Here is a 14019-nt window from a genome sequence, read left to right as displayed (position 1 = left end):
GCCTGAAAGGGGCCTGACCGCGCTCACGCGGCCAGCACCGCCATCGACAGCAGCTGTGCGCCACTGTCGCCGGAACTGCGGGTCCATACGCGCAGCAGGCGCAGTTCCAGTTCGCGCTCCTGGCCCTGCCCGCGCAGCGACAAACGCACGTCGCTGGACAGCAATGCCAGACGCCCGCACAGCAGCGTTTCCACTGCGCACGTCTGCAGGCTCCTCACCTGCACTTTCCCGGCCAGCCAGTCGCCCAGCCATGGCAGATCGAGCATGCGTCCACCCTGCCCGTCCATCATGAACAAGGCCGGCGATACCAGCGCGGCCAACGCATCGTGGTCATTTTCCAGCAGCGCAGCGCACAGGCGCTGCTCCAGCGCCATCAACTGTTGCTCATGCAGATCTTCAACGATGTTCCGTTCCATCCACGGTTCCTTCCGGCATCGGCCGGCGCCTGCGCAGGCGCTGCGCGATCCACTGCCGCGCGCCCTGCACCACTACATAGAAGACCGGCACGAAGAACACGGCCAGCACGGTCGCACTGACCATGCCGCCGAACACCCCGGTTCCGATCGCCTGCTGGGTTTCCTTCGACGCGCCCTGCGCCAGCATCAACGGCACCACGCCCAGCGCGAACGCCAGCGAGGTCATCACGATCGGCCGCAGGCGCAGCCGCGCCGCCTCCCGTGCCGCTTCGACCAGGCCGCGCCCCTGCTGCTGCAGTTGGCGCGCGAATTCGACGATGAGGATCGCGTTCTTCGCCGACAGCCCGATCACGGTGATCATGCCGACCTTGAAGAACACGTCGTTGGGCATGCCGCGCAACAGCACCGCAGCCACCGCGCCGAGCAGGCCCAACGGCACCACCAGCATCACCGCCAGCGGAATCGACCAGCTCTCGTACAGCGCGGCAAGCACCAGGAACACCACCAGCATCGACAGCAGCAGCAGCCACGGCGCCTGCGCGCCCGACTCGCGCTCCTGCAGCGACTGGCTGGTCCACTGCAGGGCAAATCCGGACGGCAGCTTCTGCGCCAACCGCTCCATCTCCGCCATGGCCTGGCCGGTCGACACGCCGGAGGCCGGTGCGCCGGACAGGTTCAGCGCTGGAAAGCCGAGGTAGCGCTGCAGCTGCAGCGGCGCTTCGGTCCAGTGCGGCGTCACCAGTTCGGACAGTGCCACCATCCCGCCTTCGCTGTTGCGCACATACAGCTTCAGCACGTCCTCCAGCTCCATCCGGTGTGGCGCATCGGCCTGCAGGATCACCTGCTGCAACCGGCCCTTGTTGGGGAAGTCGTTGACGTACTGCGAACCCATCGCCGCCGACAACGTGCTGCTGATGTGCTCGAAACCCACGCCCATCGCCTCGGCCTTGGCCCGGTCGATGTCCAGCCGCACGCTGGTACCGGCCGGCAGGCCATCGGCATGCACCTCCGACAGCAGCGGGCTGGCCTCGGCCAGTTTCAGCAGCTGCTGCAGTGCCGCGCGCAGTTCGGCCTGGCTCTGGCCGGTACGCGCCTGAAGCGCCAGCGAAAAGCCGGAGGAACGCCCCAGGCTGTCGATGGCCGGCGGCATCACGCTCATCACCTCGCCTTCGGCAATCGTGGCCATCGCCTTCTGCGCGGCCTCGACCTCTCCGGCCGCGGTGGCGCCGGCGCGCTCGCCCCAGTCTTTCAGCATGGTGTAGGTCAGCGCTGCGCTCGGCCCCGAACCGGAGAAGCTGTAGCCCAGGATCGCCTGGTTGGAACCGATGCCCGGGCGTGAGGCCACATGACGTTCGTAAGCTTCGACCACCGCCAGCGTGCGTTCGGCGGTGGCTTCGGCCGGCAACTGGATCGAGGTCATGAAGTAACCCTGGTCCTCTTCCGGCAGGAACGCGCCCGGCAGCCAGTGCAGGCCCAGCAGCAGTGCCGCCACCAGCGCGGCGAACACGCCCATCACCCTCCCGCTCCGCTGCAGCACCGACGCCACACCACGCTGGTAGCGCCCGGTCATGTTCTCGAAGCTCCGGTTGAAGGCACCGAACAGCCCGCCACGACCGTGATGGCCCTCGGTGTTCGCGCGCAGCAGGGTCGCGCACAGTGCCGGGGTCAGGCTCAATGCCAGCAGCGCCGAGAACAGGATCGACACCGCCATCGCCACGGTGAACTGGCGGTAGATCGCGCCCACCGAACCGCTGGCGAATGCCATCGGAATGAAGACCGCGGTCAGCACCAGGGTGATGCCGATCACCGCACCGGTCAGCTCGCGCATCGCTTTGATGGTGGCCTCGCGGGGTGGCAGGCGTTCCTCGGCCATGATCCGCTCCACGCCTTCGACCACCACGATGGCATCGTCAACGATGATGCCGATCGCCAGCACCATGCCGAACATGGTCAGCACGTTGATCGAGAAGCCCAGCGCCAGCATCACCGCAAAGGTACCCAGCAACGCGATCGGCGCGACCAGCGCGGGAATCAGCGTGTAGCGCCAGTTCTGCAGGAACAGGTACATCACCGCGAACACCAGCAGCATCGCTTCCAGCAGCGTCTGCACCACCTTCTGGATCGAGATCTTCACGAAGGGGGCGGTGTCGAACGGAATGCTCGCCTCCACGCCGCGCGGCAGCAGCGGTGCCAGTTCGGCCATGCGCTCGCGCACGGCAGATGCGGTCCGCACCGCATTCGCGCCAGGGCGTAGCTGCACGCCGGCGGCAGTGGCCGGATGGCCGTCCTCGCGGGTGCCCCAGGCATAACTCTGTGCGCCCAGCTCGACGCGGGCGACATCGCCCAGCAGCACCCGCGACCCATCGGCGCCGGCACGCAGCACGATGGCGGCGAACTGTTCCGGCGTGGACAGCTGACCGTCGGCGCTGAGTGGCACGGTGATGCGCTGGCCCGGCACGCCGGGCGAATCGCCGATGCGTCCCGGCGAGATCTCCAGGTTCTGCTGCTCGATGGCGACCGCCACATCGCCCATGGTCAGGCCATAGCCCGTCAACCGGGTCGGGTCCAGCCACACCCGCATCGCCTGCTCGGCACCGAACAGCTGCACCCGCCCGACGCCATCGATACGGCGCAGCTCCTCGATGATGTTGCGCGCCATGAAGTCACCCAGCGCCGCCTCACTGACGCTGGCATCCGGCGAACGCAGGCCGACCAGCATCAGGAAGCCGGAATCGGCGGCCTCCACGAACAGGCCGTTCTGGCGCACGCTGCGCGGCAGGCGCGGTTCGATCGCCTTGATCCGGTTCTGCACGTCCACCTGTGCCAGTTCCGGATCGGTGCCGGGCTTGAAGGTTGCGGTGATGGAGGCTTCGCCGGAGGTGTCCACCGACGATTCGAAGTACAGCAGGTGCTTGACGCTGGACAGCTCGCGCTCGATCAGGCCGACCACCGCATCGTTCAGCGTCTGTGGGCTGGCGCCCGGGTAGCTGGCGTAGATGCTGACGCTGGGCGGGGCAACCGCCGGGTAGCGCTCCACCGCCAGGCGCGGGATCGCCAGCACGCCGGCCAGAATGATGAAGATCGCCAGCACCCAGGCGAACACCGGGCGATCGATGAAGAAACGTGCCATGTTGGATTTCCCTGGAGAGACCGACCCGGAGAAGGCTCAGCCCTTGCTGCCGGCCTGCACTGCACCGGCACTGGCGACCGGCATCTGCCAGTCCCGCGCATCGACCACCGCGCCTTCCTGCAGGCGTTCCTGGCCCTCGACCACCACCTTCTCGCCGGCCTTCAGGCCCGTGCGCACCAGCCACTGGCGATTGACGCTGCCATCGACCTCCAGCGTGCGGATCACCGCCTTGCCGTCGGCGCCGATCACCCAGGCATACGCCTGGCCGCCGGCACTGCGCAGCACGGCCTGCTGCGGCACGGTCAGTGCGCTCGCGGGGGCACCGCGCGGCACTTTCGCGCGGACGTACATGCCGGGCAACAGCTGGCGTTGCGGGTTGTCGACAAGGATGCGGAGGATCACGTCACCGGTGCGCGCATCGACATTGATGCCGGAAAACAGCAGCTGGCCGCGCTCGGACAGCGGCTTGCCAGCTGCACCGATGATCGTCACCGGCAGCTCGCCGCCGCCGGCACTGCGCTGCAGCGACTCCAGCTGTGCCGCCGGCTGCCGCACGTCCACGTAGACCTGGTCGATCTGCTGCACCACTGCCATCGGTTCGGCGTCGGCGACACCGACCAGCGCGCCTTCGGTCACCAGCGCCTGGTCGATGCGTCCGGCAATCGGTGCACTGACCGTTGCATAGCGCAGGTCGAGCTGGCGTCGTGCCAGGATCGCGCGCGCCTCGTTCACTGCCGCACGGGCCTGTTCGTACTCGGCACTGGCATCGTCGCGATGCTGCTGGCTGACCGCCTGCACGGCGGCCAGTGCATGCAGGCGCTGCGCCTGCACGCGGCTGCGGCGCAACGCGGCCTCACTGCGCTGCAGGGAGGCCAGCGCTGAATCGACATCGGCACGGAACGCGGCCGGATCGATCTGGAACAGGGCCTGGCCGGCGCTCACTTCGGCACCCTGATCGAACAGGCGGCGCTGCACGATGCCGCCGACCTGCGCACGGATCTGTGCGGTGCGAACGGCGGCGACGCGGCCGGGCAGTTCGTCGTCGCGCTGCACCACCTGCGGACCGACAGTGACCACGCTGACGCGCGGTGCCGCGTCCGGGGTGGCTTCGGGGGAGGAACAGGCCGTCATGGCCAGGGTAAGGGCCGCGATCAACGCGACCGGCGTCCTGAAGGTTCTCATTGCTGTGCACAATGCCGCGCAGGCGGCGGATAGGTTCTGAAGCGCGCAGTGTGCGTGGTGATGATGGGGTTTCGATGGAGGAACTGTGGAGATACGATGGAGGCAAGCACCTTAAGGCCCCGCCCCTGCATGCATGCCTCCCCTGCCCTCGCCGCCCTCGTCCTGATCGTCGAGGATGAGGCCGAGATCGCCGATATTCTCACTGCCTATCTGGAGCGCGAAGGACTACGGACCCTGCGTGCCGCCGATGGCCACAGCGCACTGGACCTGCACCGCAGCGCCCGCCCCGACCTGGTCCTGCTGGATGTGCAGCTGCCGCGGCTGGACGGCTGGAGCGTGCTGACCCAGCTGCGCCAGCGCGGCGAAACGCCGGTGATCATGCTGACCGCGCTGGACCAGGACCTGGACAAGCTGACCGCACTGCGGATGGGCGCCGACGACTACGTGGTCAAGCCATTCAATCCGGCCGAGGTGGCGGCACGCGTGCGAGCAGTGCTGCGGCGCACGCTGCGCGCCTCGCGCGTGGATGCCCCCAGCGCGCTGCGCGTCGGTCCGCTGCTGATCGACTCGGCCACCCATGCCGTGCACGTGGAAGGCGAGGGTTACAGCCACGAGGTGCTGCTTACCCTCACCGAGTTCAAGCTGCTGCACTGCATGGCGCTGGCACCGTCGCGCATCTTCAGCCGCAGCGAGCTGATGCACGAATGCCTTCCGGAAAGCGAAGCACTTGAGCGCACCGTCGACAGCCATGTCAGCAAGCTGCGCCGCAAGCTGGACGATGTGGGCATGGTCAATGTGCCGGCCAGCGTGCGCGGCGTCGGCTACCGGTTGATGGCCGACCGCTGATGGGCCGCCTGCGCCGCTCCGGGCTCAGCCGCCACATCATCGTCTCGATGTCGCTGATGGTGATCGGCGTCATCGTGATGATGATCCTGTCGTCCTGGCTGCTGTATGCGGTACTGGTCGAGTTCTTCCCCGGCAGCACCGAGGAGCCGGAAGGCTGGCTGCCGACCGGGCCGGAGCTGGCCTGGATGGTCGGGGTGATCCTGACCGGCCTGGCGCTGGCCATCGCCGCCTCGTTCCGTCTCGCCCATCGCATCCTGTCACCCTTGAATTCACTGGTGGACAGCGTGCGTGCGCTTGCTGGCGGCGACCTGGGCGCACGCGCCAGCGTCGAGGAGAATTCTCCGGGCGAGGTCGCGACCCTGGTCGAGGACTTCAATGCAATGGCGCGCCGCCTGCAGCACATGGAGAGCGAGCGTGCGATGTGGCATGCGGCCATCGCCCATGAACTGCGGACACCGGTGACGATCCTGCGCGGTCGCCTGCAGGGCCTGGCGGAAGGGGTATTCCAGCCCGACGAAACGCAGTTCCGCAGCCTGCTGGCCCAGGTCGAAGGCCTGTCACGCCTGATCGAGGACCTGCGAGTGCTGAGCCTGTCCGACAACGCCAGGCTGGATGTACGGCGCGCGCGCACCGATGTGGTGGCCGAAGTGCATTCGGTGATGACCCTGGTCGATCCGCAGTTCCGCGCCGCCGGCTTCGTGCTGGAACTGGAAACCAGCCGCGAGGAACACGCCGCGCACTGCGACCCGACCCGACTCCGCCAGGCCCTGCTGGCACTGCTGGAGAACGCGCGCCGCTACGCCAGCCCGGGCAAGGTGAGGATTGCCGTGCATGACACGCCCGGACACGTGCAGGTGGCAATCGAAGACGAAGGTCCGGGCATCGACCCGGAACTTCACACCGACATCTTCACTCCGTTCATGCGCGCCGATGGCTCGCGCTCGCGCCAGGGCGGCGGCAGCGGACTGGGCCTGGCGGTGGTCAAGGCCATCGCCGATGCACATGGCGGCCGCGTTTACTGCACGCCCGGCAGCGCCGGCGGCAGCCGCTTCGTCATCGAGCTGCCGCGCCAGTAGCCGGCGCCGCTGCCTGCTCGCGCAGATGCACACCGACTTCGGCCAGGTTGGCATCGATCGCATCCATCTCGTCGCGCTGCCTGGCCGGCAGCTGCTGCCGCAGCTGCACGCGCAACGCCTGCCAGGCCGGTACGGCCTGCGCACTGGCAGTGGCCACCGCCTCGGACAGCAGGGCCTGCTCGTCGCCCAGCGGCAACCCATAGCCTCTGTCCTGCAGCAGCGTCCCCGGCCGCAACCACTGCCCGCTCTGCTCCAGCAGCCCGCGCAGGCTGCGGGTTTCCGCACTGTCCGGTGCAGCCAGCAGCTGCCGCTTGAGCACGTCACGCGCGCGCAGCTCGGCGCGCCGCTGTGCAGCCTGTTCCAGCAACAGCAGACCGGCACTGGCGCGCAGGTCGCCTTTCAGCAGCCACGGTGCCCGTTGCTGTGCAGGCAGCTGCAACCAGGCACGCACATCACGGGCGGGCAAGGCCAGCTGCCCCGCTGCCACTGCGAACAGCTGCTGGTAGTGGTCGCGCGCCGAAGCAAAGTAATACCCCTGTGCCTGCGCTGCGCTGCGGTCGGCCAGCACCTGCTCGTCGAGCACGTCCAGCCGCATCAGTCGCCGCTTCAGGCCACGCGGGCTCAGCTGGGCCAACCCGGCCTCGCCCAGCCGCGGAACGCCCGCCTGCAGCAGCTTGGCCGTTTCCACGGCGCAGTTGTTGCTGATGAAGTAGTAGCGCCCGTCATAGCTCCAGTGCACCTGCGCGATGCGCTCGAGCAGGCTGGGGATTTCGCTGCGGTCCAGCTGCAGCGGCAACGACTGCAGCCCGCGCAGCTCGACCTTGGTGTACTCGTCCACCACCTGCTGCAGCGGCAGCACGAACAGCCGCGAGGGATAGCCGCCGGTCAGTCCACGCCAGTTGGAAATCTGCACGTCACCGACGAACGCGCGGAACGACAGCACGCGGTGGTACTCGAGATCAAGCCGGCAATCCGGGCCCAGGGGGCGACCCGGCTTGCAGATCACCAGCCGCAGCATGCTGTGGCCCCAGCGACTCATCGGCTGCGCACTGCCTTCGGCGAACAGGTAGTCCACCGCGTAGACGTGCGCCGGGTCGAGCTGCAGCAGCGATGCAGCGCCCTCCTCCGATTCGGCCTGCAGCAAGGGCAGCGTCGTGGAGCACTGCGGCTGTGGCAGCGACGGCGGTGTTCCGAAATGCGCCTGGTACCACTGCGCCAATGCCGGACGCCGGCAGGCGAACTCGCCGTCGAGCACGAAATGCTCGGCGTTCACCGCCAGGTATTCGGCCGGGCCTTCGAGCTCGTAGGCATCGGGACTGCGGTCACGGAACTCGTTACCGCCACGGCCCAGATGCCAGGGCTTGCGTTGCCAGCCCGCGAGGTCGCGCCAGCGTGCGCTGCGCGACCAGTTTGCGCCGCCACGGTCGGCAATGTGGGTCAGCTCGTGCACCAGGGCGCTGCGCCGCGCACGGCGGGCGCCGGGCGCACTGTCGTCCAGCAGATCGCCGCGCAGCGCGATGCCACCGGCGAAGGCACGGCCATGCACGTGGGCAGGAAGATCATCGCGCCAGGCCACCTGGACCTGTGCCGGCAATGCGCGCAGCAGGCCATCGGGCAACAGCGCCTGCACGTCGGCCAGGGCCTGGCTGGCGAGCCGCCGCTGTGCCGGATCGAGACCGGACGGATCGAGCTCCAGGCGATCAGCTGCGTGCGCGACGTGAGCGGTCAGCAGTAGAGCCACGCCATGCGTGGCTGCTGTAACCACCCATCGGCGCCTGGCGCCCAGCCGAGCATGGCTCGGCGCTACAGAAAGCGATGACGCAGAGGTCATGCCGCCTGGATCAACGCGCCAGCAGCGCGCGGGCCAGTTCCAGATCGCTCTGCTGCTGTGCGGCGGTGCTCTGCTCGCGCAGGTGGACCAGCGCGGCCTGCAGGCGCGCGCCCCGGATCTGGCCGTCGCTGGCAACGAATGCGGCGGCATCGTCGCGTGCGGCAAGCACCACCTTGTCATCACCCGAGCTGCTGCCCGAGGAGCCGGAAGATGCACCGGTGGCCGAACCGGCCGAGGTCCCGGCAAAGCTGGAAGCGAAGCCGGCCAGCGGCAGGGACAGCAGGGCAAGCAGCAGAAGCGGACGGGTCATCGGTTCGAAGCCGGTTGTTGGGATGCGGGGAGCGTAGCGGGTGCGTGAAGGAATTTCCCGGCTCAGACGTCGAACAGCTTGCCGGGATTCAGCCGCGCTTGGGGATCGAACGCATGTTTGACTGCCTTCATCAGGGCGATCTCGGCTGGGCCGCGGGTGCTGCCCAGGTAGCCCTTCTTGACCAGGCCGATGCCGTGTTCAGCCGAAATGCTGCCATCGAAGCGCGCCAGCACCTGCGCCAGCAGCTTGGTCACCTGCTCGCACTGCGCCACGAAATCGGCGTCGCTGGTGTCATCCGGCTTGAGCACGTTGATGTGCAGGTTGCCGTCGCCGATATGGCCGAACCACACCACATCGAAGTGCGGGTAGGCCTGCCCGATCAGTGCCTGGGTTTCGGCCAGGAACGCCGGCATCGCCGAGATCCGTACCGAGACGTCGTTCTTGTAGGGTTTGTAGCGCGCCAGCGATTCGGTGATGCCTTCGCGCAGGCGCCAGAGCTGGGCGGCCTGGGCATCGCTGGCACTGATCACCCCGTCGCTGACCCAGCCATTGCCCATGCAGTCCTCGAAGGCCGCCATCGCCGCCGCCTCCTGGGCCTCGTCATTGGCGGCGAATTCGGTCACCACGTAGTACGGATGCACTTCGTCGAACGGCGCCTGCGCGCCATGGGCAAGCACATGCTCCAGCGCCCGGTCGGTGAAGAACTCGAAGGCCTGCAGCTGCAGGCGCGCGCGGAACGCGGCGAACACCTGCATCAGCACTTCGAAGCTGGGCAGTGCCAGCAGCATCACGTTGCTGGCCGGCGGCGGATCGGTCAGCTTCACCGTCGCCTCGACGATCACGCCCAACGTGCCTTCCGAACCAATCAGCAGCTGGCGGAAGTCATAGCCGCTGGAGTTCTTGATCAGGCCCTTGTTGAGCTCCAGCAACTCGCCGCTGGCGGTGACCACCTTCAGGCCGGCGATCCATTCACGGGTGTTGCCGTAGCGGATCACCCGGATGCCACCGGCATTGGTGGCGATGTTGCCGCCGATCGAGCAGGAACCGCGCGCGGCGAAATCGACCGGGTAGATCAGACCGTGGTCCAGCGCAGCGTTGTGCACGGCTTCCAGCGGCATCCCGGCCTGCACCACCAGCGTGCGATCGACCGCATCGTAGGCCAGCGCCTTGTTCATCCGTTCCAGGCTGAGCACCAGCTCGCCGTTGGCCGCCACTGCGCCACCGGACAGGCCGGTACGGCCGCCGGACGGCACCACCGCCACGCCATGCTCGGCACTCCAGCGCATCACCGCCTGTACTTCCTCGACCGTGGCCGGCAACGCGATCACCAGTGGCGCCGGCGTCCAGCGCCGGGTCCAGTCGCGCCCGTAATGCTCCAGGTCGGCCGGGTCGGTCTTCAGCTTCAGGCCGGGACAGGCCTGCTGCAGCGAGGCAATGCGGGAATCGGTCATGACGGTCCAGCGCGGGGCGTGAAGAACGGGCAAGCGTGCCAGCGGCACGCGCCAGCGTCCAGCCCCGCAGGCAGGCAGATAGCTACCGATGCAACCAATTGCGCACTGCACCATGGGCGTCGCGATCTGGCATAGTGATTGGCCCCTGTCCCACTGGCCGTGTTGCCCCATGTCGCCGAAGAAGACCTCGTTCCCGAAGCAGGATATCCGCGTGCTGTTGCTGGAGGGGGTCAGCCAGACCGCCGTGGAGGTGTTCAGCGCCGCCGGCTACAGCCAGATCGAAGCGCACACCAAGGCGCTGCCCGAGGACGAACTGAAGGCGCGCATCGCCGAGGCGCACATCGTCGGCATCCGTTCGCGCACCCAGCTCAGCGCTGAGGTACTGGCCGAGGCCAAGCGCCTCATCGCGGTGGGCTGCTTCTGCATCGGCACCAACCAGGTCGACCTGGACGCGGCCGAGCTGGCCGGCATCCCGGTGTTCAACGCGCCCTACTCCAATACCCGCAGCGTGGCCGAGCTGGTGATCGCCGAAGCAATCATGCTGACCCGCGGCATTCCGCAGAAGAATGCCGAATGCCATCGCGGCGGCTGGTCGAAGTCGGCCAGCGGCAGCCATGAGGTGCGCGGCAAGACCCTGGGCATCATCGGCTACGGCCACATCGGCACCCAGGTCGGCGTGCTGGCCGAATCGCTGGGCATGCAGGTGATCTTCCACGACGTGGAAACCAAGCTGGCGCTGGGCAATGCCCGTGCCGCCGCCAGCCTGGACGACCTGCTGGCGCGCGCCGACATCGTCACCCTGCACGTGCCGGAAACCCCGTCCACGCAGTGGATGATCGGCAGCACCGAGCTGGCCAGGATGCGCAAGGGTGCGCACCTGATCAATGCCGCACGCGGCACCGTGGTCGACATCGATGCGCTGGATGCCGCGCTGGCCAGCGGCCACGTCGGCGGCGCCGCGCTGGACGTGTTCCCGGTCGAGCCGAAGGGCAACGGCGATATCTTCGAATCGCCGCTGACCCGCCACGACAACGTGATCCTGACCCCGCACGTGGGCGGCAGCACGCTGGAGGCGCAGGACAACATCGGTGTGGAAGTGGCGGCCAAGCTGGTGCGCTACAGCGACAACGGCAGCACCCTGTCGGCGGTCAACTTCCCGGAAGTGACCCTGCCGGAGCACGCCGACAGCCTGCGCCTGCTGCACATCCACCAGAACGTGCCGGGCGTGCTGTCCAAGGTCAACGAGATCTTCTCGCGGCACAACGTCAACATCGATGGCCAGTTCCTGCGCACCGACCCGAAGGTGGGTTACGTGGTGATCGACATCACCGCCAGCGAGGAACAGGCCGCCGCCGTGCGTGACGAACTGGCCGCGATTCCGGGCACGCTGCGCACGCGCATCCTGTATTGACGCGGACCCCGCCTTGCACTTGTAGAGCCGAGCCCATGCCCGGCTGCGGTTCCGGCCGGCATCGAGCCGAGCATCGGCTCGGCTCTGCAGGTTACTAGCGCGCCAACCACCGGCGCGCCATGCGCTGCATCGATTCGTCCGATTCCGGGTCGGCCGCGACCTCGTCCACCGGCCGCCAGGCCAGGTCCAGCGATTCCTCGCTGAGCACGAAGGCCTCGCCACCGAGCGCGCGGATCACGAAACGCACGTCGTAGTGCCAGTGTCCCGGCACGTCCTTGCGTTCCGGAATCCAGTGCTTGTCGATGTCGAAGATGGCAGGGTCTTCCAGCACCAGGCCGCTCAGGTCGGACTCCTCTTCCGCCTCCTTCAGCGCGACCCGGGCCAGGTCGCGGTCGCCGTCGGCGTGGCCGCCCAGCTGCAGCCAGCGCTGCAGCTTGCGGTGGTGGGTCAGGAGCAGGCGCTGGCCGTCGGCACTGACCAGCCAGCAGCTGGCAGTGAAGTGGCCGGCCAGCCGTTCGCGCCGGAACGCATCTTCCGGATCATCCAGCAATGTGCCGAATTCGGCAGCCAGTGCGTCGTGGGCCGGCACGCGGCGGGCATAGTCCCGCAACAGGCCACGCAGGCGATCGTCAAGCACGGCAAGGGTTTCGGCGGTCTGGCTCATGAATGGGCGGGATCAGGAACATGACTGCTCATTATCGCCGTTCATTGTTGCGATTGCGCTTGTGCGTTGGCTTCAGCTTTGGCTAAGGTACAGCGGGCCGTTCGCGCGGCCTTCACCATTCCAGGGTTGCCGGCAACGTATCGGCGGTCCACCCCATCCGATCATTAGGAAGTACTGCATGCTGAAAGCTCTGTTGAGGGTCAAGCCGGTTGAACCGGCCGGGCACGTCGATGCTGGCGAACCCATCGAAGGCAGCCTGGACGGCGAAGCCACGTTGAAACGGACCCTCACGGCTAAACACCTCATCCTGCTTGGCGTGGGTGCGGTGATCGGCGCAGGTATCTTCGTGCTGACCGGCCAGGCCGCGGCCAACCATGCCGGCCCGGCAGTCATGCTGTCGTTCGTGATTGCCGGTTTCGCCTGCGCCCTGGCGGGCCTGTGCTATGCCGAGTTCGCGGCAATGATGCCGGTCTCCGGCAGCGCCTATTCGTACTCCTACGCCACCCTCGGCGAAGGCATGGCCTGGTTCATCGGCTGGTGCCTGGTGCTGGAATACCTGTTCGCTTCGGCCTCGGTCGCGGTGGGCTGGTCGGCCTACCTGATCAGCTTCATCACCACCACGCTGCACATGCCGTTCCCGGATGCACTCAGCGCAGCGCCCATCGCCTGGACAGGCAGCGAGTTCATCGCCTCCGGCAAGCTGTTCAACCTGCCAGCGGTGCTGATCGTGGCGGCGGTGTCCGGCCTGCTGTACGTGGGCGTGACCCAGTCGGCCTTCGTCAACGCGATCATCGTGGCGATCAAGGTCACTGTCATCTGCCTGTTCATCGGCATCGGCGCGGCCCACATCGACCCGGCCAACTGGCAGCCGTTCATCCCGGAAAACACCGGCGTGCCGGGTGAGTTCGGCTGGAGCGGCGTGTTCCGTGCGGCCACCATCGTGTTCTTCGCCTACATCGGTTTCGATGCGGTCTCCACCGCCGCCGGTGAAACCAAGGACCCGCAGCGCAACATGCCGATCGGCCTGCTCGGCTCGCTGGCCGTGTGCACCATCGTCTACATCATCGTCTGCGCGGTGCTGACCGGCATGATGCCGTATCACCTGCTGGGCACCGACAAGCCGGTGGCCACCGCACTGGAACCCTACCCGACCCTGTCCTGGCTGAAGACGTTCGTGGAAATCGGCGCCATCGCCGGCCTGTCCTCGGTGGTGCTGGTGATGATGATGGGCCAGACCCGCATCGCCTACACCATTTCCCGCGACGGCCTGCTGCCGAAGTTCTTCGGCAAGGTCCACACCCGCTTCCGCACCCCGTATGTGGCCACCATCGTGGTCGGCGTGATCGCCGCCGCGCTGGCTGGCCTGGTGCCGCTGAACGTGCTGGGTGAACTGGTGTCGATGGGCACCCTGCTGGCCTTCGCCACGGTCTGCATCGGCGTGCTCGTGCTGCGCTATTCCAAGCCGGAGATCCATCGCCCGTTCCGCGTACCGATGGTGTGGATCATCTGCCCGCTGGGCGCGGCCACCTGCCTGTTCCTGTTCTGGCAGGCGTTCGTGGTGCACTGGCACCTGTTCGTGGGCTGGACGCTGCTCGGCCTGCTGATCTACCTGGGCTACGGCATCCGCAACAGCAAGCTGGCCAAGTCCCCCTGATCCGCCTACGGGCCGGCCTTGTGCCGGCCCGTCCGTTTTCCCTGCGCG

General features: G+C 67.6%; 11 protein-coding genes. 4 read left to right on the top strand and 7 right to left on the bottom strand.

Translation table 11 applies throughout. The features are described 5' to 3' along the window. Nucleotides 1–23: 23 nt before the first annotated feature. Genes QP512_RS09355 through QP512_RS09345 form a run of 3 tightly spaced genes read right to left on the bottom strand, consistent with a single transcriptional unit; the run spans nucleotide 24 to nucleotide 4728 of the window. Nucleotides 24–416 (bottom strand): nuclear transport factor 2 family protein, encoded by a 393-nt coding sequence (locus tag QP512_RS09355; RefSeq protein WP_286071841.1) that lies wholly within the window; start codon nucleotides 414–416, stop codon nucleotides 24–26. Further along, on the bottom strand, nucleotides 397–3546 hold the full coding sequence (locus QP512_RS09350) for a multidrug efflux RND transporter permease subunit (RefSeq protein ID WP_286071840.1): 3150 nt from the start codon (nucleotides 3544–3546) through the stop codon (nucleotides 397–399). The genes QP512_RS09355 and QP512_RS09350 overlap by 20 nt, the downstream gene beginning before the upstream one ends. A 36-nt stretch (nucleotides 3547–3582) precedes the next feature. After that, a complete protein-coding gene (locus QP512_RS09345; RefSeq protein ID WP_286071839.1) occupies nucleotides 3583–4728 on the bottom strand; it encodes an efflux RND transporter periplasmic adaptor subunit in 1146 nt (381 codons plus the stop codon). A gap of 129 nt (nucleotides 4729–4857) precedes the next feature. Between QP512_RS09345 and QP512_RS09340 the strand changes: the two genes are divergently transcribed. Next, the gene (locus tag QP512_RS09340) at nucleotides 4858–5574 is read left to right on the top strand and encodes a response regulator (RefSeq protein ID WP_286071838.1); all 717 of its coding nucleotides are present in this window, start codon (nucleotides 4858–4860) and stop codon (nucleotides 5572–5574) included. Continuing rightward, nucleotides 5574–6650, top strand: a complete 1077-nt coding sequence (locus QP512_RS09335) for an ATP-binding protein (RefSeq protein WP_286071837.1) — start codon at nucleotides 5574–5576, stop codon at nucleotides 6648–6650. Before QP512_RS09340 ends, QP512_RS09335 begins: the two co-directional genes overlap by 1 nt. On the opposite strand, the gene QP512_RS09330 is transcribed toward QP512_RS09335, so the two are convergent. The 3 genes from QP512_RS09330 to QP512_RS09320 form a co-directional block, all read right to left on the bottom strand. After that, the gene (locus QP512_RS09330; protein ID WP_286071836.1) at nucleotides 6628–8391 is read right to left on the bottom strand and encodes a DUF4105 domain-containing protein; all 1764 of its coding nucleotides are present in this window, start codon (nucleotides 8389–8391) and stop codon (nucleotides 6628–6630) included. The genes QP512_RS09335 and QP512_RS09330 overlap by 23 nt on opposite strands. Before the next feature lie 100 nt (nucleotides 8392–8491). After that, the gene (locus QP512_RS09325) at nucleotides 8492–8791 is read right to left on the bottom strand and encodes a DUF2388 domain-containing protein (RefSeq protein WP_014037036.1); all 300 of its coding nucleotides are present in this window, start codon (nucleotides 8789–8791) and stop codon (nucleotides 8492–8494) included. Between the two features lie 62 nt (nucleotides 8792–8853). Further along, entirely contained in the window at nucleotides 8854–10242 is a 1389-nt protein-coding gene (locus QP512_RS09320) for an FAD-binding oxidoreductase (RefSeq protein WP_286071835.1), read from the bottom strand. Nucleotides 10243–10411: 169 nt separating this feature from the next. Here QP512_RS09320 and serA point away from each other — a divergent pair, with 169 nt between their 5' ends. Further along, nucleotides 10412–11653 carry a phosphoglycerate dehydrogenase gene (gene serA / locus QP512_RS09315; RefSeq protein WP_133934543.1) on the top strand — a complete coding sequence of 414 codons (1242 nt, stop codon included), beginning with the start codon at nucleotides 10412–10414 and terminating at the stop codon, nucleotides 11651–11653. A 94-nt stretch (nucleotides 11654–11747) separates the two neighbouring features. Here serA and QP512_RS09310 read toward each other — a convergent pair whose 3' ends face one another. Next, nucleotides 11748–12317 carry an NUDIX hydrolase gene (locus tag QP512_RS09310; protein ID WP_286071834.1) on the bottom strand — a complete coding sequence of 190 codons (570 nt, stop codon included), beginning with the start codon at nucleotides 12315–12317 and terminating at the stop codon, nucleotides 11748–11750. Between the two features lie 178 nt (nucleotides 12318–12495). Here QP512_RS09310 and QP512_RS09305 point away from each other — a divergent pair, with 178 nt between their 5' ends. Continuing rightward, complete coding sequence (locus tag QP512_RS09305; protein WP_049434985.1) at nucleotides 12496–13971, top strand: amino acid permease; 1476 nt, start codon at nucleotides 12496–12498, stop codon at nucleotides 13969–13971. The last annotated feature ends 48 nt before the right edge of the window (nucleotides 13972–14019 follow it).

The sequence above is a fragment of the Stenotrophomonas sp. 57 genome, assembly GCF_030291075.1.
In the GTDB taxonomy this organism is placed as follows: Bacteria; Pseudomonadota; Gammaproteobacteria; order Xanthomonadales; family Xanthomonadaceae; genus Stenotrophomonas.
Note: the sequence above shows the minus strand (reverse complement) of the source record. Positions and strands in the feature narration are given on the sequence as shown.